This is a genomic window from Arthrobacter sp. Br18 (assembly GCF_000520555.1).
In the GTDB taxonomy this organism is placed as follows: Bacteria; Actinomycetota; Actinomycetes; order Actinomycetales; family Micrococcaceae; genus Arthrobacter_D.
On sequence record NZ_AZSA01000316.1, the window covers coordinates 1 to 751 of the forward strand.

Sequence of the window (751 nt, forward strand, 5' to 3'; positions counted from 1 at the left end):
GCGACCAGGGCTTCGAGCCGCTGATCCGACGGGCGGGCGGGCGGGCGGCGGCCTACCACCGAGGCTGTCTCGTGGTCGATCACGTGGAGCCGAACTCGAACGCCGTCGCCGGAACCAAGGCTCGCTTCGCGGCGTTCGGTGCCGTGTTCGCCGAGTCCCTGCAGGATCTCCGCATTACCGCAGCAGTGGGCGAGATTCCCGGGGAGTACTGCCCGGGGGAGTTCAGCGTGCACGGGACCGGTCAGGACCGGCTGTCGGCGCAACCGATCAGCGTGAAGCTGGTCGGCACGGCGCAGCGGGTAATCGCCGGTGCCTGGCTGTTCTCCTCGGTGATCGTGGTGGAGGACTCAGCACCCATCCGTCGGGCCCTGACCTCGGTCTACTCGGCTCTGGAGCTTTCCTGGGACCCCCGTACGGCGGGTGCCGCCGAGGACCTCGTGCCAGGCACAACAGTTGACGACGTCGAAGCCGCTGTGCTGCGGGCCTACGCCCGGCGGGTCGATCTCCTCTAGCTGCGAGCCCGCCCGCCGTTTTGGCGGAGGGGCTCTTCCGTTTCGGCGGGATTTTCCCGCCGGGGTTCCTTGGGCGGGAGCTGTCTGTTTGCGGGTTGTCTGGTGGGGGCTTGTGGGAGGTGAAATGTCAGTGGTGGGTGGGATGCTGTTGCTATGGAAAGTCGGGGTGGAGAGCCGTTGACGGAGGATGCGGGTGCATCTTCGACGGTCAAGCCCGGCCTGAGCGGAGTGATCGGGTT

1 pseudogene is annotated in these 751 nt (G+C 67.5%); it reads left to right on the plus strand.

What is annotated here, in order from left to right:
- A pseudogene (locus Y704_RS24330) lies at positions 1-512 on the plus strand (lipoate--protein ligase family protein); the annotation flags it as partial.
- Positions 513-751 lie beyond the last annotated feature (239 nt).